This window comes from Corynebacterium sp. 335C (genome assembly GCF_053525695.1).
This window is the reverse complement of record NZ_JASTTB010000001.1, coordinates 1-22,373: the sequence shown is the minus strand read 5'-3', so window position 1 is coordinate 22,373 and position 22,373 is coordinate 1. Positions and strand designations below refer to the sequence as shown.

Below are 22,373 nucleotides of genomic sequence, written 5' to 3'. Positions count from 1 at the left end.
ATTGTTTTGCTTTGCGACGGTTCCCGCGACACGGGATTGATGGGTCCGGGCCGATGATTCCCACAGGTCAGGGCGAAGAGCGTGCCCGCCACCGGCCCCGGCGGCTCCCCAGGCCCGCCGCGCCGCCGCCCGCGGCCCGACGCACCCCCGGCGCACCCCCGCGGGGCGAGGCGGCCGCGCCGGGCGCGGGAGCCCGCGGGCATCCCGTCACCCGCGCGGCGAGCGGGGCCCCGCGCGGCGCGGAGCGCGTCGTCACGCCCCGGCTACTCCCAGTTGGAGGCGGCGACGACGGACGGGTCGACGTCGAGGCCCGTCCACGCGACGCCGAGCTCCCCCAGCGGCTCCGGCTGGTCCAGGCCCACGGCCTTCGCGCGGTAGAGCTCCAGCAGCGCCAGGAACCGGCCGACGACCTCCATGGAGATGCGGCAGTCGGCCGTCAGCTTGTCGAACGTCAGCCACGTGCCCTCGCCGGCGATCTTCAGCGTGTCCAGCACGCGGCCCGCCTGCTCCGGCACGGAGACGTGGACCTGGTGGATGTGGCCGACGCCGACCTCCTCCGGGGGCTTCGGGCGCATCACCACCGCCGCGAAGCGCGCGAATTCGTCGGCGTCCATGCCCAGCTTCACCGGCGGCAGCAGGTCGGCGAACCGGTCCTCCAGGCCGACGGCGCGGACGTGGCGCCGCGGGGCGCCGCGCTGCCACTCCGCCATCATGTCGGCGACCCGTCCGTAGGCGCGGTACTGCAGCAGGCGGGCGAACAGCAGGTCGCGGGCCTCCAGCAGCTGCAGGTCCTCCTCGTCGTCGACCTCGCCGCGCGGCAGCAGCCGGGCGGTCTTCAGGTCCAGCAGGGTCGCGGCGACGACGAGGAACTCCGTGATCTCGTCCAGGTCCGACACCGCGTCGAGGCTGCGGGTGTAGGCGATGAACTCGTCGGTCACCGCCGCCAGCGCCACCTCCGTGACGTCCATCTTCTTCTGCCCGATGAGCTGCAGCAGCAGGTCGAACGGGCCGGTGAAGTTGGCCAGCGCCACGCGGAAGCCGGTGATCTCCTCCTGGACCCCGGCGCCGTCGCGCAGCACCTCGGCGTCGGCGGGCCCGGCGTCCGCGGGCGCCGCGTCCCCGGGCGCCGCGTCGCCGGGGGTCGCGGGCGTCGCGTCCGCGGCCTCCGCCACGCCGGCTACTCCCCGTCCTCGACGCGCTCGATGACCTCTCGCCCCAGCGCCAGGTACTGGGCGGCGCCGTCGGCCTTCGGCGCCCACGACAGGATGGATTCGCCGGCCACCGACGTCTCCGGGAACCGGACGGTGCGGGTGATGACGGTGTCGAAGACGGTGTCGCCGAACACCTCCAGCAGCCGCTCCATCACCTGCTTCGCGTGCAGGGTGCGGCGGTCGAACATGGTGACCAGGATGCCGAGCACCTCGAGGTCGAAGTTCAGGCGGTCGCGGACCTTCTCCACCGTGTCCGTCAGCAGCGCCAGGCCGCGCAGCGAGAAGTACTCGCACTCCATCGGGATGATGACCCCGCGCGCCACGGTCAGCGCGTTGACGGTGAGCAGGCCGAGCGACGGCTGGCAGTCGATGATGATGTAGTCGTACTCCCGCATCACCGGGCGCAGCGCCCGGCCGAGGGCCTGCTCGCGGCCGACCTCATTGACCAGCTGGATCTCCGCCGCCGACAGGTCGATGTTCGCCGGCACCAGGTCCAGGCCCTTCGTCGCGGTGCCGTGGATGCAGTCGCGGACGTCGGCGGACGGGTCGATGAGGAGGTTGTAGACGGTCATGTCCAGCTCCTCGTGCGGAACCCCGAGGCCCGCGGACAGCGCTCCCTGCGGGTCCAGGTCCACCAGCAGCACGCGGCGGCCGTAGGAGGCCAGCGCCGCGCCGAGGTTGATGGTCGACGTGGTCTTGCCGACGCCTCCCTTCTGGTTGCACATCGCCAGGATGCGGGCGCGGCGGCTGCGGTCGACGGGGCCGGGCTCGGGCAGCTCGCGCAGGGGCCGGCCCGTCAGGCCGACGCGCGCCTTCTCCGCGTCGAACAAGGCGCCATCACTCACGGTCAACCCCTCTTCCTGGACTCGTCTGCTTCCGTCGGCGGTTCGCGGCGGCGCCGCGGGCGGCCCCGCGACAGCGCGCGTCCCGCGCTCCCGTCAAGCCTACCGCCCCGACCGCGGGCCGCGCGGCAGGTCCGCCGGGCGCGTTCGCGTCCCCCGCCCCGTGCGCGCCGCCGCACGCGCGGCGGCGGGTCCCCGGGTCATGCGTGACGACGTCCGCCACACGCGGCACCCGTCGTCACGCGCCGCGGCACGCGCCGCCTACTCCGCGCGCGGATGCGCGCCGGCCCACGCGCGGCGCAGGCCGTCGGCGGTGACGGCGGTGTAGATCTGCGTCGTCGTCACCGAGGAATGCCCCAGCAGCTCCTGGACGACGCGGACGTCGGCGCCGCCCTCGAGCAGGTGCGTGGCGAAGCTGTGGCGCAGGGTGTGCGGCGACACCCGGTTGGCCAGGCCCGCCCGGCCCGCCAGCTCGCCGAGCATGTTGCCCGCCGACTGGCGCGACAGCCGCCGGCCCAGCGTGTTGAGGAGGAGCGCCGGCGGGGACCCCGCCCGCGCGGCACCCGGCCGGCCGCGGACCAGCCACGCGCCGACGGCGTCGAGCGCCGGCCGGCCCACCGGCACGATGCGCTCCTTGCCGCCCTTGCCTCGCAGCAGCACCAGCGACTCGCGGGCGTCGACGTCGTCGACGTCCAGCCCGCACACCTCGCTGACGCGCGCGCCCGTGGAGTACAGCAGCTCCACCAGCGCCCGCAGCCGCAGGTCCGCCGGCGTCGCCGCCTCCCCGTCCGGGATGGCGGCGATGAGGGACTCGACCTCCTCGACCGTCAGCGCCTTCGGCAGCCGCTCGCCCGACTTCGGCGGGCGCACCCGCGACGCCGCGTCGTCGGCCGCCAGGCCCTCGCCGACGGCGAAGCGGTGCAGGCCGCGCACCGACGACAGGGCGCGCGAGACGCTCGACGCCGCCATCGGCGCCCGCCCCGCGTCCGGGTCGCCCCGGCGCAGCTGCTCCACGAACGCGGAGACGTCGACCGACGTCACGTCGGCGATGTCGTCGCGGCCGAGGCCCGCGAGGAACTCCAGGTAGCGCTCCAGGTCGCGGCGGTAGCCGCCGAGCGTGTTGCCGCTGGCGCCGCGCTCGACGGCCATGTGGTCCAGGAAGCCGCGGACCGCGGCGGCCGGCGACGACGCCGGCGGTGCGTCGGCCCGCGTCATCGGCGCCGCCCGTCGGGGGTCGCGGCGGCGCCGGATGCGCCGGAGCCGTCGGCCGGACCATCGCCCTCGGCCGCCTCCCGCTTCGCCGCCGCGGCCTCCGCGAGGTCCGCCGCCGACGTCGCGTCGTCCGGCACGCGCTTGAGGTCGCCGCCGCCGAGCATGCGGGTACGGCGCTCCGCCAGGGCGGTCGGGCGCAGGTCGAACAGCCGCTCGTCCGCGGGCCGGCGCGGGTCCGTGCCCGCGACGACGCGGGCGGCGGCGAACAGGCCGGCGACGGCGATGCCGTTGAGGACGCCGCCCTCCCCGACCATCGCGCACGCGCGGTCCAGGTCGATGAACTCCAGGCCCAGCTCCGCCTCCTCGCCCTCGGCGACGCCGAGGTCGATGTCGGAGTCGACGCGCTCCAGGTCCTCCGCGAGGTAGATGCGCACCGCCTCCTCCGCGAAGCCGGGCGAGGTGACGAGGTCGGCCAGCAGCGACCAGCGGCCGGCGGCCAGGCCCGCCTCCTCGGCGAGCTCGCGGGCGGCGGCCTCCAGCGGGTCCTCCCCGGCGACGTCGAGCAGCCCGGCGGGCAGCTCCAGCAGCCGCCGCCCGGCGGCCTGGCGCCACTGGCGGACCAGCGCCACCCGGCCGCGGTCGTCGACGGCGACGACGGCGACGGCGCCGAAGTGCTCGACGATCTCGCGGGCGGAGACGCGGTCCTCCCCGCCCGGCATGCGCACCATGTCGCGCCGCAGGGCGAGGATCGGGGACTCGACGAGGACCTCCGAGGAGACGACGTCGTAGCTGTGGCCGCCCATGGCCTACCCCTCCTGGCGGGCCACCGCCGCGGCCACGAGGCCGTCGAACAGCGGGTGCGGGCGGGTCGGGCGGGACAGGTACTCCGGGTGGGCCTGCGTGGCGACGAGGTACGGGTGGACGTCCGCCGGGTACTCGACGAACTCGACGAGCGTGCCGTCCGGCGAGGTGCCGGAGATGACCAGGCCCGCCGACTCCAGCAGGTCGCGGTGGGCGTTGCTGACCTCGTAGCGGTGGCGGTGGCGCTCCTCCACCTCGGAGGCGCCGTACAGGCCGGCGACGACGGTGCCCTCGGCCAGCGCGGCCGGGTAGGAGCCCAGGCGCATGGTGCCGCCGAGGTCGGCGTCGCCGGAGACGGCCGCCGCCTGCTCCGCCATCGTCGCGATGACGCCGGCGTCGGTGTCCGGGTCGATCTCGGTGGAGGTGGCGTTCTCCAGGCCCGCCGCGCGCGCCGCCTCGATGACGACGCACTGCATGCCCAGGCACAGGCCCAGCAGCGGCACCGCGTTCTCGCGGCAGTGGCGGATGGCGGAGACCTTGCCCTCGATGCCGCGGGAGCCGAAGCCGCCGGGCACGACGACGGCGTCGACGCCGGCGAGCGCCTCCGCGGCGCCGTCGCCCTCGCACCCGTCGGCGGCGACCCAGCGGATGCGGGCTCGGGCGTCGTGGGCGAACGCGGCGTGGCTGACGGCCTCGGTGACGGACAGGTAGGCGTCCGGCAGGTCGACGTACTTGCCGACGACGGCGACCTCGATCTCGCGCTCCGGGTTGTGGACGCGGTGGACCAGGTCCTGCCAGTCCTCCCACTCCAGGTCGCGGAACGGCAGGCCGAGCTTGCGGATGATGAAGGTGTCCAGGTGCTGGTCGCGCAGCACGCCCGGGATGTCGTAGATGGACGGCGCGTCCGGGCAGGCGACGACGCCCTCGACGTCGACGTCGCACATCAGCGCGATCTTGTCCTTGAGCGGCTGCGGGATGTCGCGGTCGGAGCGCAGCACCACGCCGTCGGGGACGAGGCCGATGGAGCGCAGCTCCGCGACGGAGTGCTGGGTCGGCTTGGTCTTCAGCTCGCCGGAGGGGCCGAGGTACGGCACGAGGGAGCAGTGGAGGTAGAAGATGTTCTCGCGGCCGACCTCGTGGCGCAGCTGGCGGGCGGCCTCGAGGAACGGCTGGGACTCGATGTCGCCGACGGTGCCGCCGATCTCGGTGATGACGACGTCGGGGGCGGCGCCGCCGTCGGCCGGGCGGGCCATGGCGACGATGCCGTTCTTGATCTCGTCGGTGATGTGCGGGATGACCTGCACGGTCTGGCCGAGGTAGGAGCCGCGGCGCTCCTTGGCGATGACGGAGGAGTACACCTTGCCCGTCGTCAGGTTCGCGGTGCGGTCGAGCTCCCGGTCGAGGAAGCGCTCGTAGTGGCCGAGGTCGAGGTCCGTCTCCGCGCCGTCGCGGGTGACGAACACCTCGCCGTGCTGGAACGGGTTCATGGTGCCCGGGTCCACGTTGAGGTACGGGTCGAGCTTCTGCATGGTGACCGTCAGGCCGCGCGAGGTGAGCAGGCGGCCGAGGCTGGCGGCCGTCAGGCCCTTGCCCAGCGAGGACGCCACACCCCCCGTGACGACGATGTACTTGGTGACGTGCTCTGCGCCGCGGTGGACGGTCATGCGCGTGATTCCCCTCGGGTTCATGGGCGGGCGTCCACGCCTGGGCCGTCCCCGGCCACGATCGCGGGCGCAGGTCGCGGGCTCCGCGACCACGGGACTTCAGATTACGACGGTCCCGGCGGAACCGACAACGCCCGCCCGCCCGGTTAACCGGAGTTTTACATGCCGGACATGACCCGAAACACGGGTGCCGCGCGACCTGCGGCGACCCCGGAACCCGGTGTGGCGCAGGTCTCCCGGGGACGCGCCCGCCGCGGCACGTGGCCGCGGCGATCGCGCGGCGCGCGGTCCGCGCCGTCCCCCGCATGCGCGTGACGACGCTCCCCTCCTCCGGCGACGCGAGGGCCCCGCGGCGGCGCCGTCATGGCGCCCGCCGCGGGGCCCGTCGCCTCGCGCCCGCGTGCCCGTCAGGCGGGCGGTGCGGTCTGCGTGGAGCCGGCCTGGGTGGGCCGGTCGCCGGCCGGGGCCGCCGGGTCGGCGCCGTCGGCCGGGGCGGCCGGGTCCGCGGGTTCCGCGCCCTCCCCCTCGGGCGTGTCCGGCGCGGCCGGGTCGGCGGACTCCGACGGCGCGGCGTCCCCGCCCTCGCCCTCCGGCGCCGGGGCGGCGGGACGGCCCGCCACGTCGGCCAGCGCCGTCACCGCGGCGATGCGCCCGGCGGCGTCGGCGATGCCGGAGGCGCGGCCCACGCGGTCGGCGCCCGGCACGTCGTCAAGCGCGGCGAGCGCCCCGCCGTCGGCCTCCGCGGGCGCGGCGAGCACCGCGCCGCCGGGGCCCTCCGACAGCGCGGCGGCGAACTCGGCGAGCACGGAGGCGGCGAAGCCGTCGCCGGCGGGGCCGGAGACGATGGCGACCGCCGCGGCCGGGCGCAGCGTGCCCTGCTCCCAGTCCAGGTAGCCCTCGTCGCGCAGCGTCGACAGGACCAGCTCCCGCTGGCCGGCGTCGACGCGCGGCTGCCCGTCCTCGCCCAGCAGCAGCGCCGGGGCCAGCGCCTGGCCGACGTGGCGGCCGGGGGTCGTGCGCGCCTCGTCGAGCTCCACCCCGGCCGGCAGGACGCCGGCGACGAGGTCGCCCAGCCGGTCCGCGCCCTCGGCGGAGGTGAAGTCCCCCGACAGGGTGACGCGGCCCGCGTCGGCGGCGCCCGCGGCGCCGAGGGTGCGGCGCAGCGCGTCGGCGGCGGCCGGGTCCGCGCCGTCGGCGACGACGACCAGGACCGGCACGCCCTTCAGCTTGTCGGCGACCAGCTCGTCCTCGTGGGCGGCCAGCACGTCGTCGGCGGCGTCCGCCCGCGCCCGCTCGGCCTCCGCCTCCCGGCGCACCTCGCGGTCGCCGCCGGCGGACCCGTCCGGGCCGCCGACGATGCCCGCCGCCGGGGCGAGGATGAGCGCGCCGAGGGCCACGCCGCCGGCGACGCCGAGGCCCGCGCCGAAGACTCCCGCGGAGAACCTGCCCATGGCCTACGCCCCCTCGGAGCCCGGGCCGAGCCCGGTCAGATCCTGGAACCACAGGGCGATGGAGTTCCACGTGTCCACGAGGTTCTCCGTCACCGAGCCGTCGCCCGCGGTGCCCGCGATGATGAGGATGACCGCCAGCGCGACGAGCACGCCGAGGATCGCCCACGCGACGCCGAAGCCGGTGCCGCTGACCTTGTACAGGTCGGCGACGACGGCGCCGTCGACCAGCTTCTCGCCGGCCTTCAGCCGCGACAGCAGCGCCGACGGGGCACCCGGCCGATCCGCCGCGCGGTAGAGGGAGTCGAGGTTCAGCGGCTGGCCGACCAGCACGATCATCGACGCGTCGTGGTGCTCGGCGAGCACCAGAGCCAGATCGACGGCGGAGTCGGACAGCGCCGGGAAGGTCATCGCGCCGACGCCGAGGTCCTGGATGCGCTCCAGGCCGCGGGCGTGCCCGTCCGGGTCCGCGGGCAGGATGACGCGGCCGCCGGAGCGCAGCGTCGCCGAGGCGATGCCCTCCGGGTCGCCGATGACCAGCTCCGGGGTGAAGCCGGCGTCGACGATGGCGTCGGCGCCGGAGTCGACGCCGATGAGCACCGGCTCGTACTCGCGGATGAAGTTCTTCAGCTCGCCGAGCAGCTTCCGGGAGTCGTCGCCCGGCGCCACGACGACGACCTTGCGACCGTTCATGTCGACGTCGACGTCGGGGACGCCGAGCCCGTCGACGAACAGCGGCGCCTCCGTGGAGGAGAACTCGACGAGGTTGCCGCCGAGGACCTCCAGGCGGTTGAGCAGACCGCCTCGGGCCTCGCCGAAGGACTCGGCGGCCGCGGAGGCGTCGACGGGGTCGCCGGCGGCGACGCGGCGCTCGCCGTAGTACAGGACGCCGTCGTTCAGGCGGCCGGCCTTTCCGTCCTTGAGCCTGTCGAACGCCTCGGGTCCGGCGTTCTCCACCAGCACGACGCCCGCGTCGAGCAGCATCTGCGGGCCGTAGTTCGGCACGGCGCCGGTGGTGAAGCGGGAGGCGTTGACGACGGCGGCCGCCTTGGCGTCGATGATCGCCTGCGCGGTCCGGCGCGGGATGTCGGGTGCGTCGATGACCAGGATGTCGCCGGCGCCGAGGCGGCGCAGCGCGCGGTCGACGCGGGAGCCGTCGCGCACGTCGCCCTGGACGCCGGGCAGGTCGGTGGAGTTCCGGGAGAACAGGCTCATGCGCCACAGCGTGCCAGGCCGGGACCCCCGGATCGGGGAGGCGCGCCGGTCAGGCGGCGGATCCGCGCCGATCCTCCTCCGCCCGCTCCAGCAGGTCGGTGGCGTGGGCGCGGCCGGATTCGGTGCCGTCGAGGCCCGCCATCATCCGCGCCAGCTCCTCGATCCGCGCCTCCCGGTCCAGCTCCGACACGCCGGAGACGACGCCCGTGCCGGTGACGTCCTTCGCGACGTGCAGGTGCGCGTCCGCGTAGGCCGCGACCTGCGGCAGGTGCGTGACGACGATGACCTGGTTGCGGCGCGCCAGCCGCGCCAGGCGACGGCCGATCTCCACGGCGGCGCGGCCGCCGACGCCGGCGTCGACCTCGTCGAAGACCATGGTGCGGCCGCCGTCGCCCTCCGCCAGCACGACCTCGAGGGCCAGCATGACGCGGGACAGCTCGCCGCCGGAGGCCGACGTCGCCAGCGGCTTCGGATCCGCGCCCGGATGGGCGGCCAGGCCGAAGACGACGTCGTCGGCGCCGTCGGGGCCGAACGACCCGGCGTCGGTGACGGTGACGTGCAGGGAGGAGTTCGCCATCGCCAGGCCCGCCAGCTCCGCGGTGACGGCCTCCGACAGCCGGGCGGCGAGCTCCACGCGGGCGCCGGTGAGCTTCCGGCCCGCCGCCGCGGTCTCCTTCCTCCGCTTCCTCGCCTCCTGCTCCAGCGCCTCCAGCGCGTCGTCGGAGACGTCGAGCGACGCGAGCTTGCGCGCCGCCTTGTCGCGCCACGCCAGCACGCCCTCCACGTCGGGGGCGTACTTGCGGGTCAGGCCCTTCAGCGCCGCCTGCCGCGACAGCAGGTCGTCCAGCGACGCCTCGTCGGACGGCAGGGACTCCAGGAACCCGCCGAGCTCCGCGGAGACGTCCGACAGCTGCGACGCCAGCTCCGCCAGCCGCCCGGCCAGCGCCTCCAGCTCCGCGTCGCCCGACCCCTCCAGCAGCGCCCGCGCCCGGCCGAGGCCGTCGGCCGCGCCGGCGTCGCCGTCGCCCGGGTCGCCCGCGCCGCCCAGCACCGCGGCCGCGGCCGCCGAACCGTCGACGGCGCCGAGCGCCCCGGCCGCGGCCTCCCGCAGCCCGTCGACGTCCTGCAGCCGGCGGATCGTGGCGGCGAGCTCCGCCTCCTCCCCCGGCTCCGGATCCACCGCGTCGATCTCCTCGATCGCGAACGTCAGCTGATCGGCCTGCATCGCCAGCTCCCGGCGGCGCGAGGTCCGCTCCCGCAGCTCCTTCTCCGCCGTCCGCCACGCCCGGTGCGCCGCCCGGTACCGCTCCAGCAGCGGCCCCGTCGCCGCCGGGTCCAGGCGGTCCAGCGCCGCGCGCTGCTCGTCGGCGCCCAGCAGCCGCAGCTGGTCGTTCTGCCCGTGGATGGCCAGCACCGCGCCGGCGGCCTCCCCCAGCGTCGCCGCCGAGGTGGCGCGGCCGCCGACCCACGCCCGCGACCGGCCCTTCGCGGAGACCTGCCGCGCCAGCAGCACCTCCCCGTTCTCGTCCGGCTCGCCGCCGGCGCCCTCCAGCACGGCGTCGACCGCGGCGCGGGCCCCGTCGTCAAGCCCCTCGAGGCTGATGTGGCCCTCGACCAGCGCCTTCGCGGCGCCGTCGCGCACCCGGCCGGCGTCGGCGCGGCCGCCGGACAGCAGCCGCAGGCCCGTGACCACCATGGTCTTGCCCGCGCCCGTCTCGCCCGTCAGCACCGTCAGCCCCGGGCTGAACTCCAGCGTCGACTCCGGGATGACGCCGACGTCGCGGATCGTCAGATCGGTCAGCACCCCGCGTCAGCTCCCCTCCGCCACGGCCCGCGGATCCGCCGACGCATCGGCCCCGCGGGGCCCGCGCCAGCCGGTCACCGGCAGCCGGAACTTGTGCACCAGGCGATCCGAGAACGGCGACGAATCCAGGCGCACCCAGCGCACCGGGCGAGACCCCGCCGTCACCTCCACGCGGGAGCCCGGCGGCACCGTGATGTGCCGGAAGCCGTCGAGGATGGCGACGCACTCCGGCGACGACGGGGCCGTCTCCACCGCCACCACCGACCGCGGCGCGACCACCATCGGCCGGTCGAACAGGGCGTGGGCGTTGTTCGGCACCACCAGCATCGCATCCAGCTCCGGCCACACCACCGGGCCACCTGCGGAGAACGCGTACGCCGTCGACCCCGTCGGGGTGGACACCAGCACGCCGTCGCAGCCGTAGGAGCTCACCGGGCGGCGGTCAACCTCCAGCACCACGTCCAGCACGCCGCGGCGGCTGACGTTCTCCAGGCTCAGCTCGTTGAGCGCCCAGCCGGAGCCGGCGACGCGGCCGTCGGCGTCGCGGACGACCACGTCGATGATCATCCGCCCCTCCTCGCGCCAGTCGCGGTCGATGACGCGCCGCACCGCCTCGCGCATCGACTCCTGCTCCCACTCCGCCAGGAAGCCCACGTGGCCCATGTTCACGCCGAGCACCGGCAGATCGTTGGCGTGGGCGACGTCGGCGGCGCGCAGGAAGGTGCCGTCGCCGCCGAGGGCGAGCACCAGCTCGCAGCCCTCCGACGCCTCCGGCGAATGCCCGTACCGGCGGTAGCCGCCGAGCACCGGGTGGTCGATGAGCAGCTCCGGCGCCTCGCCGGCCAGCACGCGCACCTCGATGCCCGCGTCGTCGAGCAGGCGCGCGGCCTCCGCCGCGCCCTCGAGGTTCGGCGTGCGGCCCGGGTTCGGCACCAGCAGCACGGTCCTGGTCATGCGGGGCCCTCCTCCACCGCTCGTCGGATCATCCCGTCCATCGTGGCCGCGTCCGGGGCGGACGCGCCACCGTCCTTCACCAGCCACAGGAAGTACTCCACGTTGCCCGACGGGCCGGGCAGCGGGCTGGCCGCGACGGCGCGCAGCGACAGGCCGAGCTCCCGCGCCGCGGCGGCGACGTCGGCGACGGCCTCCGCCCGCAGCTCCGGGGAGCGGACGACGCCGCCGTGGCCCAGCCGCTCCTTGCCCACCTCGAACTGGGGCTTCACCATCGGCAGCAGGTCGCCGCCGTCGGCGATGCACGCCGCCAGCGCCGGCAGCGTCAGCCGCAGGGAGATGAACGACAGGTCGCCGACCATCACGTCGGCGACGCCGCCCATCGCCTCCGGCGTCAGCGTGCGCACGTTGGTGCGGTCCATGACGACGACGCGGTCGTCGTCCTGCAGCCGCCAGATGAGCTGGCCGTAGCCGACGTCGACGGCGACGACCTCGCGGGCGCCGCGGCGCAGGCACACGTCGGTGAACCCGCCCGTCGACGCGCCGGCGTCGAGGACGCGGCGGCCCTCGACGCTCAGGCCCTCCGGCCCGAACGCGTCGAGCGCGCCGAGCAGCTTGTGCGCCCCGCGCGAGGCCCAGTCGTCGCCCTCGGCCTCCGCGACGCGGATGGACGCGTCGCCGGAGACCTGCGTGGCCGGCTTCGCGGCCAGCATGCCGTTGACCTCCACGCGGCCGCCGCGGATCATCTCCACCGCCTGCTCGCGGGAGCGGGCGATCTTCCGCCGCACCAGCTCCGCGTCGAGGCGGCGCGGCTTGTTCGCGCTCACGCCCTTAGCCATGGCGACCGCCTCCCGGGACCGGTCCGGGGCGGGGCCCCGGGCGGGGGCCGGGCCGCGGGCCGCCGTGGGCGCCGTTGCCGTCGCCTCCGTGCGGGCCGCTGCCGGGGTTGCCGCCGCCGTGCTGCGAGGCGCGCGCGACGCGGGCCGCGCCGGCGCCCGGCCGGTCGTCGGCCTCCGCCAGCGCCTCCTGCAGCAGCTGGTGGGCGTCCTCCAGCACCGCGGCCTCGTCCTCCGGGGACGGGGCGGGCCGGTCGAGGATGTCGTTCATGCGGCCGACCAGGTCGTGGGCCGCGCCGCCGCCTACCTCCACGCCGACACCGACGCCGCGGCGGCCTCCGACTCCGCGCGCACGTCGCGGACCTCCGCCGCGCCGTCCTCCCAGACGACGGAGGCGCACGTCAGCATCGCGGCGACCGCCGCCTGGGCCGGGTCGGCCAGACGCGGGTCCGACTCGTCGCCGCCGGACAGCACGACGACGGAGGCGTCGGCCGGGTCGCGGCGGGCCGTGAAGCCGGCCTGCGGGGCGGGCTCGGCGTGCGCGGCGGGAGCCAGCAGGGCGGACATGTCGGCGCCGACGAGCGCCGGGCGGTCCTCCGCCGGGGCGAACAGGGCCTCGCGGTGGCCGGAGACGCCGGTGACGACCATGAGCGTCGGCATGCCGGCGGCGTTGCCGCCGCGGATGTCGGTGTCCAGGCGGTCGCCGATGGCGACGGGGCTCGTGGCGCCCAGCCGGTCGGCGGCGCGGAGGAACATGGCGGGCTCCGGCTTGCCGGCGCTGCGCGGCACGACGCCCGTGGTGGAGGTGATGGCGGCGATCATGGAGCCGTTGCCGACCAGGAGGCCGCGCTCCGTCGGCAGCGTCGTGTCCATGTTGGAGGCCAGGTACACCGCGCCGCGGGCGATGGCCAGCGCACCCTCGCTCATCCGCGCCCACGTCATCTCGCGGTCCAGGCCGTGGAGCACGGCCGCGGGGGCGTCGTCGGCGGACTCCACGACGGTGAAGCCGGCCTCCTCCGCCAGATCGCGGAACGGCTGCGCGCCCAGGATGAGGACCTTCGAGCCCGGCTCGATGACCTCGGCGGCCATCTCGATGGCGGCCTGGGCGGAGGTGATCACGTCGGAGGCGGAGCAGTCGTAGCCCAGCCCGGTGAGCTGGTCGGCGACGGTCTGCGGGGCGCGGGAGGCGTTGTTGGTGATGAACGCCATCGGCAGGCCCGCCCGCTCCAGGGCGGGGCGGGCGCCGGGGACGGGGGCGTCGCCCTCGTAGACGGTGCCGTCGAGGTCGAGCAGCGCGGCGTCGAAGCGCCGGGCGAGGATCTCGGTCATGGGTGGTGCTCCTCTTCGCGTGGTGTGCGGGCGGATGCGGGCGCGGGCGGGAAAGAGGGCGGGGCCGCGGTGTCGCGGCCCCGCCCTGCGGGTCACTCGCCGCGGATGTCGGCGATGCGGTCGGCCGTGTCGAGGAAGCCGTCCGGGTCGAGGGCGGCGGACCGCTCGAACCACTCCAGCGCCTCGTCCTTCCGCCCGGCGGCCAGCAGGACGTCGGCGTAGGCGTAGAAGAGGCGCACGGCCTCGTCGTCCTCGCGGGCCGGGTCGAGGTCCTGGGTCTCCAGCTCCATGACGGCGCCGTCGACGTCGCCCATGTCGCGGCGCGCGCCGGACACGACGATGGCCAGCTCGGTGCGCGACACGTCGTCCAGCTGCGCCGCCTCGTCGGAGCGGGCGATCTCGATGGCCTTCTCCGGGCGGCCGAGGCCGCGCTCGCAGTCGGCCATGACGGCGACGAGGCCGGGGCCGCCGGAGATGCGGCGGGCGGCGCGCAGCTCGGACAGCGCCTCCTTCCACTCGCCGGCGTGGTACGCGGCGACGCCGGCGGTCTCGCGGACGACGCCGACGCGGCCGGCGCGGTCCTTCGCGGCGCGGGCGTGACGCAGCGCCAGCTGCGGGTCCTCCGCCATGAGGGCGGCGGCCATGACCATGTGGCGGGCGACGGAGTCCGCGTTGTCCTTCGACAGGGAGCGCAGGTCCTGCAGTACCGACGGGTCCAGCTCGTTGGCCTTCACGTCGTCCGGCAGGGATGGTTCGTTGGCGCGCTGGTTCAGGCGCTCCTCGCGGAAGCCGGGCCGCTGCGGGCCGGTGCGCGGGGCGCGCTTGTCCTCGGCGAAGCGGCCGCCGCGGTTGGAGCGGCGGCGGTCGCCGCCCTGGCCGCGCCCGCGGCCGCCCTGGCCCGGGCCGCCGCGCCGGCCGCCGCGGAAGTCGCGGTCGCCGCGCCCCCGCCCGCCGAAGCCGCGGTCGTCGCGGCCGCCGGAGCGGGCGCCGTCGCGGTCGTCGCGACGACGGTCGCCGCGATCGCCGCGGTCATCTCGGCGTCCGCGCCCGCGGTCGTCGCGGTCCCACCGGCCTCCGCGCCCGCCGGGACGTCCGCCGCCGGAGCGGCGGGGTCCGCCGTGGCCGCCGTGGCCGCCGCGGGAGCCCCCGCGGCCGCCCTGTCCTCCGCGTCCGCCGCGGGGTCCGCGGCCGTCGCCGCCGGTGCGGGAACCGTCGTTGTCAGCCATGTGGCGTCTGTCCTCCATCGTGTTTCGGGCACGCGTGCGCGCGCGGCGTCGTCGCCGCGCAATACGCTAACGCTACCAGGCCCGCGCGCGCAGCCCGTCAGCGCGCCGCGGAGGCGTGCAGGCACGCGAGCCGCACGGGATCGCCCGCATGCCAGGTGCAGGTGACGGTCCAGCCGTCGCCGCGCACGAGGGTCACGACGGTGTCCCCCACCGCCCCCGCCAGCTCCGGCTTCAGGTCGCCGAAGCCCTCCGGCACCTCCTCCAGCGCCGGCACGACGACCGCGTCGCGCGTGAGCGACCGGGCGCGGCGCCCGTCGCCGTCGTGGAGCTTTGCAACGGCGCGTCCCAGGGCGCGGTGCGCGCCGAGGACGGCGCCGGCGTCCGGACCCTGCGCCGGGGCGTCGTCGAGGTCGAACAGGCCGTCCTGCTCCGGCTCGGCGAAGCGCGCGCCGGCCGACGGCGCGGGCGCGGCCGCGGAGGCCGCCTTCGGCGCCCGGGTCGGGGCGCCGGCCAGGCCCGGCCCCTCGTCGGGCGTCGCACCGCGCTGGATGGCGGTGGCGACGGCGCGGGCGCGCTGATCGGCGGCCTCGTTCATGTCGTGGCCGGAGTGGCCGCGAACCCATTCGAAGACGACGTCGCGGCCCTGCATCGCCTCGTCGAGCCGGACCATCAGGTCCTTGTTGAGGACGGGCTTGCCGTCCTTCTTCTTCCAGCCCTTCCGCTTCCAGCCCTTCATCCACTTCGTGACGGAGTTGATGACGTACTGGGAGTCGCAGAGGATGACCAGCCGCTCGTCGACCCGGTGCGCGGTGGCGTCGAGGAGCTCGGCGACGGCGGTGAGCTCGCCCCGGTTGTTGGTGGAGTTGTCCCACCCGCCGGCGGCCCAGTTGTCGTCGTCGATGTACCAGGCCCATCCGGCGGGGCCAGGGTTGCCGAGGGCGGATCCGTCTGCGGCGGCGGTGATCGTCATGACGGGAAGTCTATCGCCGGGCCGGGAGCGCCCGGACGCTGCCCCTTGCCGCCATCCGGGGCGGAATTACGCGACCCAGAGGTCATAGGCTGCAGAAAGACCGCCGACGAGGAAGACGACGCCGAACAGGGCCACCACTGCTGCGACCGAATACATCTTTCGCGGATGAACCCGCAGGGAGCCGGGGTCCCCGGGAGGGAAGAAAAACTCGGGAAGCGGGCCATCGGTCCGGGGTTTGGACGGCGTCAGTTCCTCACAGCTCTCGTGTCGCCCGCCATGCTGGTCCATGTAGGTGTAGACCCGCCGGTAGGACAGGCCATCCGGGGTGTCGCGGTCCTCCTCCAACCGGACGCCGATGGCCCGCGTGCGGACGCAGTTCCTCTCGGTATCCCGCGCGGAAAGGAACACGGAACGTGCGAACAACAGGGCCGCGAGGCCGGCCACCACGCCCAGAACCGCCAGGACAACAGAAAGAACCATGAGCATATGCCATCTGCGTGACGAAGTGAGAACCATGACCGGCCAACCCGCCCCAGAGAAAGAAAAGCCTCAGCAGGCTTTCTCCAGCGGCCGCGAGTTGATCGAAGCCGTGCGCGCACGCCGCGAAGAAGCGCAGATGCTCAAAGATCTCGATGGTGGTCTCTCTAACGCTGATGCCTTGGACGGTGACCGTATTGATGGTGTGAAGGTGCTCTGGATCTCTGAAGGGCGCGCAGCCCGCGACGAGACGGCCTTCCGCCATGCTTTGGCGACCGCACACCGCCTCCGGGAGGCGGGTGAGCGCATGACCGATGCGAAGATCATTGACGCCTACGAGCGTGCCTACAACATCGCCCAGGCCGTCGGAGCCGATTACCGCCAGCCGGAGATGCCGTCTCAGCGTGACCGTCAGACAATGGCACGCCGCGTACGCGGTTACGTGCTGTCTAATAACCGTGGGGCTGGTTTGTCATCGTTCTCCGGCAGCGCTGGAGGCGTTGGCGCCCGCGAACGCAAGGCTCTCGCCACGATGGGACGCAAGGGCGGACAGAAAGCCGCAGAACGCTGGAAAGACCGCGACAGTGAAGCGTCCTGGGTTTAGTTCCGCTTCTTTTACGGCCCTGTGTTGATGGGCTGGGTGAGATAGTACTCGGTTTCGACTTCCTGTGGGGTGGCGTAGTCCAAAGCTTCATGAAGCCGCTTGGTGTTCCACCAATGCACCCACCGCAAGGTGGCCAATTCGACTTCTCCGACCGACGTCCACGGACCTTGGACATGAATCAGTTCCGCCTTGTAGAGACCATTGACTGTTTCGGCTAGAGCATTGCCATAAGAATCGCCGACTGTTCCCACACTCGGACGGATTCCGGATTCCGCTAGCGCGGTGGAATACTTCAGTGACACGTACTGGCTGCCCCGATCACTATGGTGAATTAACTGGTTTCCATGAATTCGCCCTGCAGTCGTTAACGCATGCTCCAAAGCTTCCATGGGCAGCGCATCGGTACGCATCGTCGAGCGTGTAGCAACACCAACAATTTTTCGGCTGAAGACATCGACGACAAACGCGGTATAGGCGAATCCTGACAGGGTACGAACATAGGTAATGTCGGCAACCCACAACCTGCCTGGCGCTTGGGCACGAAAGTCTCGCTGTACAAGATCCGGGCGACGATCCGGTGCCTTCGGGCTAATCGTTGTCACAGGGGTTCGCCCACGTCGGCGGCCGGAAACACCTGCTAGCTTCATCAGTCGTGCAGTCTTGTCGCGGCCGATATGAAAGCCTTCACGGTTCATCGCGTGCCACATCTTGCGGATGCCGTAGACCGAGAAAATCTCCGCATGTACACGCTGAATCTCTGGGATGAGAAGGCTATCGCTTAAGGCCCTTGCACTGGGAACACGAGTGGTCGCCTTGCGGTAGCCGCGTGAAGTAATGAATCCACGATCTGCTTGTTTAAGGACTCGGCAGATGGCCTCGACCCCAAACTGATCTTTATACGTGTCGATGTAGGAGATCATTTGGTCGTGGGTCGGTCGAGTTCCGCTGCGAAAAAAGCCGAAGCTGTCTTAAGAATCCCGTTTGCTCGTTTCAGTTCGCGGTTTTCGCGGCGCAGACGCTTGAGCTCTTCTTCCATTGTCTCGCCGCCTGAAGCGTCAGAATTATCGAGTACTGAAGCGCTGTCACGGTACCAAGCCCGCAACGTGTGGTGAGATACTCCAAGGAGCTCACCGACCTCCGTGTAGGCGCGTTGCAGTGAGCAAGATTCCAGGCGGACCATTTCGATGATCTGATGGACCGCCTTCTCCTTGAACTCGACGGAATACTTTCTAGGCATAGTTCATTCCTTCCTTAGCTGAGGCAGGAACTAAACCCAGGACGCTTCAAACGAGTGTGGCGTGGGAGATTAGTTTCACGCCCCGGGCGGCTAAAGCGTTTAGGAAGTTGGGCACGGCAGAGCAACGGCGGGCGAGCAAGTTTCTTCGGGAGGTTGCCGACCTGGAGAACCCGCGAGATCGCGGTAAGGCGTTGACGGCGAATAAAGCCGGGTTGTGGCGGTGGCGAGTCGGCGATTACCGGGTTGTGGCTGACATCGTTGATACGCGGGTTGTCGTCGTGGTTGTGGATGTAGGGCACCGGTCGAGAATCTACGCCGACTGATGCGCATTACGGCGCATGCTTTGGGGGCTGACGATCAGAGGGGGCGTACCCGTGACGCGCACAGCGCTACAGGCTAAGAAGATAGAGCTGTAGACGGGGCGACTAGCTACATTCCGCATGGAAACCGCTTTCCCGTGCACTAATTCGAGAACACATGCCAGCGCTTCCCCAGAACCTTTGACTAGGAGTCATTGAGACATGCCCCTGAGGAAACGACACGCCTTAAACGGACACACCTCTTGCATTATTACCTTCACTAATCGTTACACGAAATACTAGAGTGGAAATATGACCCACAAAGCGGGAGCTACCAGCGCAGAAAACCACGAACACACACCTCGCTCTGCCGATTCAACGTGCGTAGCGTGTGGCAACACTATCGAATACAAAGGGCGCGGTCGACGGCCGCACTATTGCTCCAACGCATGCCGCCACACAGCCTGGGCACGGAGGCAAGCAGCCGCCGAGGGATTGATCGCCTCCCAAGTTGTCGAGCTGCCATCCCCAGCGGTACAGCACTACGACGACGAGTCTGTCGCACGGTGGTTAGCACGCGACGCACAGCGCATTGTTCGCGTCGCACGGATCATGCGCAGCACTCGAACCCTCGGGATCATCGGCACCAACGATGCCCTTGCTCGTGCCTTAGACTCCGTTCGGGGCTATGCCGGAAGCCCCCAGGAACCGACCACGAAACTAGAGAAACGCCTCGCGGAAAAAGTCGCGGAACTAGAGCAGAACCGGCAGCACTCACACCACAATCTGCACCAGGAAGCCATCACTGCCGCGCCTGAGAAGAAGTACTCACACCACGACCACACCCAAATTCCTTCCTTTCATATCGAGGAAAACGGGGAGCCACATGAAGCAAAAACCAAGCGGGAAAGTTCGAATCACACACGTCGTCCGCCACTCGATATTCTCGGCACGCGAGGAACGAAACGGTTCACCTTGTTCGGCGAAGAGCTCGACGGAGGCCAGCGCCCCACCGACGACAACGCGGTGATAATGGTGGAGTATCACCACCCCTCAGGGGCCCACCTTGTCGACGAGCAGTGGTCAGACGAAGAGTGTGAACGCTACGTGCGCAGCCTCGGGAGCGAAGAGTTCTTCTTCTAGAACACTCCAGCGATCTGCACGTTTTATTCCGTGTAACGATGCAAGAGGTATGCCCCGTAAAGACATGAACGCGAAGGCATCCTGAGGGTAAATATGCGCAGACGTCCGGAGACGATGCCTAGTTGTTGCTGGCCAGAAGGTTGTTGACAGCGACCGCGAGTCAGACCGCCAGTAATCGGCGGGCCGCCTCTTTGGCCTGCTCGGCAGCATCGGCGTTCCCCGAGATTCCCGCGGTCACCATGCACCCCTCGACCAGGAGAAAGATCGCGTCTGCCGAGCGAGAGGCACCCGCCTCAGCAACGAGGGCGTTCACATAGCTCCGCAGGCGCGTCTTGTGCCGACGCACCGACTCCGCGACGTCGTGAGAAGTCCCGCCGAGTTCGCCAAACGCGTTGATCCAGGCGCATCCACGGTGCCCTTCGCCCGCGAGCCAGCTTGAGAGCCAGTCGAAGATCGCGAGCACCCGCTTCTCGGGCTGTGTTTCGCGGTCAACCCGCTGCGCAAGCGAGGCGTGCCAACGTTCGTCGCGTCGGTCGAGCATCGCAACCGCGATCGCATCCTTGCCTGCGAACAGCGCATAGATGCGCTTGAGAGGCAGCCCGGATGCAGCGCGAAGAGCATCCATTCCGACGGCTTGATACCCGCGCTCGTAGAAGAGATGCTCAGCTGCGTCAAGCAGTTGATCGAGGTCGAGTTGAGACGGCACGTCCAGCCACCGAGCCTTTCCAAGTTGCGTTGAGAACGGTCGTTCTCTAGTCTAGCAAACGAGCCGAGAACGACCGTTCTCGCCTGTTGAAAGGAGCTTCCCCATGTCATCAGAGGCAAAGTCGTTCTTCTCCAGCGGGGCACCCGAGCGCCCAGCCGCCTCTACCCTGCTGGTGGCGACACTCACCTCGACCGCAGCCCTGACTGCGCTGGTTGCCCTGGGTGTCCTGTCGGGGCACTTACTGCTGATTCCACCCATGGCGGCGAGCATGGCCCTGATCGCCGGTGCGCCGTCGTTGCCGCTGTCGCAACCTCGCCATGTGATCGGAGGTCAGGTGATCTCTGCCACCGTCGGTGTAGTGGTCGGGTTGGCGAGCCACTCGCTCTGGGCTGCCGCCATCGCCGGTGGCCTCGCGCTTGGCGCGATGCTGCTGACGCGCACATCGCATTCGCCGGCGGCGGCAACCGCCGTCATCGGAGCAACGCTGACAGAGGGACAGATATCTTTCGTGGTCTGCGCTGGTCTTGCGGCTGGGGCGCTCGTACTGTTCGGGCTGATCCGATCCACGCTGAAGCGCACGGCTTATCCGTCGTATTGGTGGTGATCGAGATCATGAGCGATCGCCACTCCGGTGGAAAGGTTCAATGCAAGTTACCCTAAGGTCAAACATCACTCTGGCAGACGGTGTTCGCAAACTAAAAGGCCGTATGGAAAGATTCGCGCAGGTTTAGGCAACGGGCGGCTTTAGGTAGCGTGTGCTGTCTGAGTGACCATCCAGGACGCCATTTCGACCAATGTTCTAGGCCTGTGTAGCTACTATGCGCCCGCTTTCGTGTGCCGACTTTCCCATTGCAAAATGCTTTTAAAGCTCGATGGTGGTTCGCCCCGAGTTTAATGGAGGGTAGGAAATTGGAAAAGGAAACTCTCACATGCCCGTCAAATACACCCCGGAGCTCAAACAGCGCGCCATAGAACTCGTGCTCCACGCCCAGTCAGATTCCGTCACCGCCCGCGGCGCGGTCACCCGCATCGCCGCAGAGCTCGGCGTGAGTAAGGAAACGCTGCGCGTCTGGGTCCGCAAGCACAAGGAAACCGGGGCCGGCACACCGGCCGAGTCGGTCGACCTGGAAGCAGAAAACCGCAGGCTGCGGGCCGAACTCGCGGAAGCCAAACGCGCCAACGATATCCTCAAAAGGGCCTCGGCTTTTTCGCGGCGGAGCTCGACCGCCCACAGAAATGATCGTCAAATTCATCGACGACAACCGTGCCCAGTTCGGGGTCGAGCCCATCATCCGCGTCCTAGCTACCACCAGCGCGAAGATTGCCCTGAGCACCTATTACGCCCACAAATCCAGACCGCCGTCGGCCCGGTCTCTTCGGGACACGCAAATCACCCGCGCGCTGCGCCGCATCTTCACCGACAACTATTCCTGTTACGGTGCCCGCAAGTTGTGGGCGGAGATCAACCGCGAAGGAAGCTTCGGGCACGTCGCCCGCTGCACCGTCGAACGCCTCATGGCTGCCGCCGGGCTGGTGGGGATCCGGCGACGGAAGAAAAAACCGTCGACGCGCAGCGCGGACGCCGAGCAGTGCCCGGTGGACCTGGTCGACCGGGACTTCTACGTGACCGCGCCGAATGTGTTGTGGGTCGCCGACATCACCTACATTCCCACCCGGGCTGGGTGGGTGTACGCGGCGTTCGTGCTGGACGCCTACTCGCGTGAGATCGTCGGCTGGCAGGTGACGAACCACATGCGGGCTTCGCTGGCCCGCGACGCCTTGGGTATGGCCTTATCGGCGCGTCTTCGTGCTGGTGAGGACGTCTCCGGGCTGATCCATCACTCGGATCGCGGAGTGCAGTATCGCTCCATTACCTACGGCGAGGCATTGGCCGAGTCGAAGGTCGTGGCCTCGGTCGGATCCCGGGGTGACTCCTATGACAATGCGATGGCCGAGGCTCTTAATTCAGTGTTTAAGGCCGAGTTGATTGACCGGCGGACCTGGCCGGCGCTGACCGATGTGATCGTGGAGACCTCGAAGTGGATCGGGTGGTACAACAACCGCCGGCTGCACTCCGCGCTGGGGCATCGCCCACCGCGGGAGGTTCATCAGGAATGGCAGATGCTTCAAGTCCGCGCGGCCTGACCGACAAGTAAATCACCCTCTACAAAACCCGGGGCTTGACATCCGCCTCGGGGAAACGTCGTTGGTGTTTCCCCCCCCCCCCCAAAAAAAAATTACACGGAACGACGTTGACGGGAAACCGCATGCGAAAGAGGAGAGGCGGAAACCAGTCGCAACGACCGGCTTCCGCCTCTCCTACATGAAATTTAAATTGTCGGCGGTGACCTACTCTCCCACACCCTCCCGAGTGCAGTACCATCGGCGCTGGCAGGCT

At 71.2% G+C, this 22,373-nt stretch carries 22 protein-coding genes, 1 pseudogene and 1 other annotated feature; of the genes and pseudogenes, 6 read left to right on the top strand and 17 right to left on the bottom strand.

The genetic code is table 11. From position 1 onward, the window contains the following. Positions 1 to 263 precede the first annotated feature (263 nt). The 15 genes from QQS41_RS00115 to QQS41_RS00045 form a co-directional block, all read right to left on the bottom strand. Positions 264 to 1,079: a segregation and condensation protein A gene (locus QQS41_RS00115; RefSeq protein ID WP_448851911.1), complete on the bottom strand. Its 816-nt coding sequence runs from the start codon at positions 1,077 to 1,079 to the stop codon at positions 264 to 266. A gap of 98 nt (positions 1,080 to 1,177) precedes the next feature. Continuing rightward, complete coding sequence (locus tag QQS41_RS00110) at positions 1,178 to 2,056, bottom strand: ParA family protein (protein ID WP_448850687.1); 879 nt, start codon at positions 2,054 to 2,056, stop codon at positions 1,178 to 1,180. 258 nt (positions 2,057 to 2,314) lie between these two features. Next, positions 2,315 to 3,268: a site-specific tyrosine recombinase XerD gene (locus tag QQS41_RS00105; RefSeq protein ID WP_448850686.1), complete on the bottom strand. Its 954-nt coding sequence runs from the start codon at positions 3,266 to 3,268 to the stop codon at positions 2,315 to 2,317. Continuing rightward, positions 3,265 to 4,068, bottom strand: coding sequence for an NUDIX domain-containing protein (locus tag QQS41_RS00100; RefSeq protein WP_448850685.1), 804 nt, complete (start codon positions 4,066 to 4,068; stop codon positions 3,265 to 3,267). Before QQS41_RS00100 ends, QQS41_RS00105 begins: the two co-directional genes overlap by 4 nt. A gap of 3 nt (positions 4,069 to 4,071) precedes the next feature. Beyond that, the gene (locus tag QQS41_RS00095; RefSeq protein ID WP_448850684.1) at positions 4,072 to 5,730 is read right to left on the bottom strand and encodes a CTP synthase; all 1,659 of its coding nucleotides are present in this window, start codon (positions 5,728 to 5,730) and stop codon (positions 4,072 to 4,074) included. Between the two features lie 407 nt (positions 5,731 to 6,137). Beyond that, a complete protein-coding gene (locus QQS41_RS00090) occupies positions 6,138 to 7,181 on the bottom strand; it encodes a copper transporter (RefSeq protein WP_448850683.1) in 1,044 nt (347 codons plus the stop codon). 3 nt (positions 7,182 to 7,184) lie between these two features. Beyond that, positions 7,185 to 8,393 carry a putative cytokinetic ring protein SteA gene (gene steA, locus QQS41_RS00085; RefSeq protein WP_448850682.1) on the bottom strand — a complete coding sequence of 403 codons (1,209 nt, stop codon included), beginning with the start codon at positions 8,391 to 8,393 and terminating at the stop codon, positions 7,185 to 7,187. 49 nt (positions 8,394 to 8,442) lie between these two features. Next, positions 8,443 to 10,197, bottom strand: a complete 1,755-nt coding sequence (gene recN, locus QQS41_RS00080) for a DNA repair protein RecN (protein WP_448850681.1) — start codon at positions 10,195 to 10,197, stop codon at positions 8,443 to 8,445. Between the two features lie 6 nt (positions 10,198 to 10,203). Further along, on the bottom strand, positions 10,204 to 11,151 hold the full coding sequence (locus tag QQS41_RS00075) for an NAD kinase (protein ID WP_448850680.1): 948 nt from the start codon (positions 11,149 to 11,151) through the stop codon (positions 10,204 to 10,206). Then, positions 11,148 to 11,987 (bottom strand): TlyA family RNA methyltransferase, encoded by an 840-nt coding sequence (locus QQS41_RS00070; protein ID WP_448850679.1) that lies wholly within the window; start codon positions 11,985 to 11,987, stop codon positions 11,148 to 11,150. The genes QQS41_RS00075 and QQS41_RS00070 overlap by 4 nt, the downstream gene beginning before the upstream one ends. Further along, on the bottom strand, positions 11,980 to 12,255 hold the full coding sequence (locus QQS41_RS00065; RefSeq protein WP_448850678.1) for a hypothetical protein: 276 nt from the start codon (positions 12,253 to 12,255) through the stop codon (positions 11,980 to 11,982). The genes QQS41_RS00070 and QQS41_RS00065 overlap by 8 nt, the downstream gene beginning before the upstream one ends. 32 nt (positions 12,256 to 12,287) lie before the next feature. Then, entirely contained in the window at positions 12,288 to 13,313 is a 1,026-nt protein-coding gene (locus QQS41_RS00060; RefSeq protein ID WP_448850677.1) for an HAD-IIA family hydrolase, read from the bottom strand. Positions 13,314 to 13,405: 92 nt separating this feature from the next. After that, the gene (locus QQS41_RS00055; protein ID WP_448850676.1) at positions 13,406 to 14,539 is read right to left on the bottom strand and encodes a tetratricopeptide repeat protein; all 1,134 of its coding nucleotides are present in this window, start codon (positions 14,537 to 14,539) and stop codon (positions 13,406 to 13,408) included. Positions 14,540 to 14,636: 97 nt separating this feature from the next. Then, a complete protein-coding gene (locus QQS41_RS00050) occupies positions 14,637 to 15,509 on the bottom strand; it encodes an RNase H family protein (protein ID WP_448850675.1) in 873 nt (290 codons plus the stop codon). A gap of 66 nt (positions 15,510 to 15,575) precedes the next feature. After that, on the bottom strand, positions 15,576 to 15,989 hold the full coding sequence (locus tag QQS41_RS00045; protein ID WP_448850674.1) for a hypothetical protein: 414 nt from the start codon (positions 15,987 to 15,989) through the stop codon (positions 15,576 to 15,578). A gap of 34 nt (positions 15,990 to 16,023) precedes the next feature. On the opposite strand from QQS41_RS00045, the gene QQS41_RS00040 reads away from it, so the two are divergent. Beyond that, a complete protein-coding gene (locus QQS41_RS00040; RefSeq protein ID WP_448850673.1) occupies positions 16,024 to 16,590 on the top strand; it encodes a hypothetical protein in 567 nt (188 codons plus the stop codon). Between the two features lie 11 nt (positions 16,591 to 16,601). Here QQS41_RS00040 and QQS41_RS00035 read toward each other — a convergent pair. Next, positions 16,602 to 17,827, bottom strand: a protein-coding gene (locus QQS41_RS00035) for an IS3 family transposase (protein ID WP_448850672.1) whose coding sequence is annotated in 2 segments (ribosomal slippage) — positions 16,602 to 17,548 and positions 17,548 to 17,827 — 1,227 coding nt in all. Because the reading frame shifts where the segments join, the coding sequence is not laid out codon by codon here. Between the two features lie 56 nt (positions 17,828 to 17,883). Here QQS41_RS00035 and QQS41_RS00030 point away from each other — a divergent pair. Both QQS41_RS00030 and QQS41_RS00025 read left to right on the top strand, forming a co-directional pair. After that, the gene (locus QQS41_RS00030; protein WP_448850671.1) at positions 17,884 to 18,150 is read left to right on the top strand and encodes a type II toxin-antitoxin system RelE family toxin; all 267 of its coding nucleotides are present in this window, start codon (positions 17,884 to 17,886) and stop codon (positions 18,148 to 18,150) included. A gap of 471 nt (positions 18,151 to 18,621) precedes the next feature. Beyond that, entirely contained in the window at positions 18,622 to 19,269 is a 648-nt protein-coding gene (locus tag QQS41_RS00025) for a hypothetical protein (protein WP_448850670.1), read from the top strand. 160 nt (positions 19,270 to 19,429) lie between these two features. Here QQS41_RS00025 and QQS41_RS00020 read toward each other — a convergent pair whose 3' ends face one another. Further along, positions 19,430 to 19,975: a TetR/AcrR family transcriptional regulator gene (locus QQS41_RS00020; protein WP_448850669.1), complete on the bottom strand. Its 546-nt coding sequence runs from the start codon at positions 19,973 to 19,975 to the stop codon at positions 19,430 to 19,432. A gap of 103 nt (positions 19,976 to 20,078) precedes the next feature. Between QQS41_RS00020 and QQS41_RS00015 the strand changes: the two genes are divergently transcribed. The 3 genes and pseudogenes from QQS41_RS00015 (at position 20,079) to QQS41_RS00005 (ending at position 22,120) form a co-directional block, all read left to right on the top strand. Further along, entirely contained in the window at positions 20,079 to 20,579 is a 501-nt protein-coding gene (locus tag QQS41_RS00015) for an HPP family protein (RefSeq protein WP_448850668.1), read from the top strand. Positions 20,580 to 20,904: 325 nt separating this feature from the next. Then, positions 20,905 to 21,126, top strand: a pseudogene (locus QQS41_RS00010) (transposase); the annotation flags it as partial. A 31-nt stretch (positions 21,127 to 21,157) separates the two neighbouring features. Further along, positions 21,158 to 22,120 (top strand): IS3 family transposase, encoded by a 963-nt coding sequence (locus QQS41_RS00005; RefSeq protein WP_448851910.1) that lies wholly within the window; start codon positions 21,158 to 21,160, stop codon positions 22,118 to 22,120. Next, positions 21,176 to 21,304: a sequence feature (AL1L pseudoknot), on the top strand. Its footprint overlaps the gene before it by 129 nt. Positions 22,121 to 22,373: the final 253 nt, after the last annotated feature.

Bases quoted from the DNA above. Each gene is read 5' to 3' on its own strand.
- QQS41_RS00040 (WP_448850673.1), top strand. From the start codon at position 16,024: ATGACCGGCCAACCCGCCCCAGAGAAAGAAAAGCCTCAGCAGGCTTTC.
- QQS41_RS00050 (WP_448850675.1), bottom strand. From the start codon at position 15,509: ATGACGATCACCGCCGCCGCAGACGGATCCGCCCTCGGCAACCCTGGC.
- QQS41_RS00045 (WP_448850674.1), bottom strand. From the start codon at position 15,989: ATGGTTCTTTCTGTTGTCCTGGCGGTTCTGGGCGTGGTGGCCGGCCTC.
- QQS41_RS00070 (WP_448850679.1), bottom strand. From the start codon at position 11,987: ATGGCTAAGGGCGTGAGCGCGAACAAGCCGCGCCGCCTCGACGCGGAG.
- QQS41_RS00075 (WP_448850680.1), bottom strand. From the start codon at position 11,151: ATGACCAGGACCGTGCTGCTGGTGCCGAACCCGGGCCGCACGCCGAAC.
- steA (WP_448850682.1), bottom strand. From the start codon at position 8,393: ATGAGCCTGTTCTCCCGGAACTCCACCGACCTGCCCGGCGTCCAGGGC.
- QQS41_RS00090 (WP_448850683.1), bottom strand. From the start codon at position 7,181: ATGGGCAGGTTCTCCGCGGGAGTCTTCGGCGCGGGCCTCGGCGTCGCC.
- QQS41_RS00065 (WP_448850678.1), bottom strand. From the start codon at position 12,255: ATGAACGACATCCTCGACCGGCCCGCCCCGTCCCCGGAGGACGAGGCC.
- QQS41_RS00055 (WP_448850676.1), bottom strand. From the start codon at position 14,539: ATGGCTGACAACGACGGTTCCCGCACCGGCGGCGACGGCCGCGGACCC.
- QQS41_RS00105 (WP_448850686.1), bottom strand. From the start codon at position 3,268: ATGACGCGGGCCGACGCACCGCCGGCGTCGTCGCCGGCCGCCGCGGTC.
- QQS41_RS00015 (WP_448850668.1), top strand. From the start codon at position 20,079: ATGTCATCAGAGGCAAAGTCGTTCTTCTCCAGCGGGGCACCCGAGCGC.
- QQS41_RS00060 (WP_448850677.1), bottom strand. From the start codon at position 13,313: ATGACCGAGATCCTCGCCCGGCGCTTCGACGCCGCGCTGCTCGACCTC.
- QQS41_RS00095 (WP_448850684.1), bottom strand. From the start codon at position 5,730: ATGACCGTCCACCGCGGCGCAGAGCACGTCACCAAGTACATCGTCGTC.
- QQS41_RS00100 (WP_448850685.1), bottom strand. From the start codon at position 4,068: ATGGGCGGCCACAGCTACGACGTCGTCTCCTCGGAGGTCCTCGTCGAG.